Source organism: Bartonella sp. MR168JLCBS (assembly GCF_042194175.1).
Genome location: NZ_JBHIMP010000126.1, coordinates 1 through 1,167, shown reverse-complemented (window position 1 = coordinate 1,167; position 1,167 = coordinate 1). Strand labels below are relative to the sequence as shown.

Below are 1,167 nucleotides of genomic sequence, written 5' to 3'. Positions count from 1 at the left end.
AAATATGGTACAAAATGCGGGATTAAGCTTGCTGGCTTTGATATGTGGTGGCAACAATTATTCGGATTTTCCTTATTTAAAACGCTCTCTCATGGAAAAGTAGATTATGCATGTCTTGAACCAGCAGAAAAATTTCAACCCATTGCTTACCCAAAACCAGATGGTGTTGTAACCTTTGACCGACTTTCCAGTGTTGCCCTTTCCAATACGCACCATGAAGAAAATCAACCTTGCCATTTAAAAATAGCCTCACTTGAAAAACAAAAAGATTCTGAATATGCAATTTACGCAGGACCTTCCGTACGCTATTGCCCTGCTGCTGTCTACGAATGGCTAGACCATAATGATCATGAAACTTATGTTATCAACGCTTCAAACTGCATCCATTGTAAAACGTGCGATATCAAAGATCCTAATCAAAATATCAATTGGACCTGTCCGCAAGGCAACGAGGGACCACTTTATCCAAATATGTAATCATTGTTCATTTCACTAAAATTGCAGTCTATAAAACCCAATCAATGACGGTGCTTTCTTAGACCAAAATCTCATTCCCACACCATCAATACATACAATTCTTTAACACAATGAAACGCTCTTCACACTATAACCATCATAAAATACGAGATTTCGGATACCTCATTCTCTAAGCTAGAAAAAAAATTGAAGCAGAAACCACGAATCCCATAAAAGAAGAGGTTTTTTATCCCAATCACAAGGAGATGCATCTTAACTATTTAATTTTATTAAATAAAATTTCGATAAGGTAACACTCTTTGTAAAAATGTTCACCATTCTTCTGCGTTGTTTTCTTATTTGAACGAAAAGGAAGGACAGGAATGCTGTTTTGCTTTCTTATGCGTTCTCTATTGTATCTCTGAACAAAACCTTTATCAGCGATAATTTATGTATTCTCCCTCCTTCAATAAGCGAAGCTGCTTGGATAAATGCATTCCAGTTTCCTGTCGTTAAGAAGAAAATGCAAAGCTTGGCTCAAGGCACCCAATCCAGCCTGACTCTTCAGGGTCAAATCTTAATTTGCTTTTTGCCAATGCTTCCTTTTATGCTAGCGTTCTCTATAGCCTGTAGCAGAATCTATAGCCCGCAACATAGGAATGAGTTAGAACACAGGTGGTATCGATCCTCACAGCTTCACCATCATAACCC

At 37.8% G+C, this 1,167-nt stretch carries 1 protein-coding gene; it reads left to right on the top strand.

Features of this window, described 5'->3' with window-relative positions:
* Positions 1-477 (top strand): 4Fe-4S dicluster domain-containing protein (locus ACFIK8_RS09705; RefSeq protein ID WP_375669304.1); only part of this gene is annotated, 477 nt, incomplete at its 5' end.
* Positions 478-1,167 lie beyond the last annotated feature (690 nt).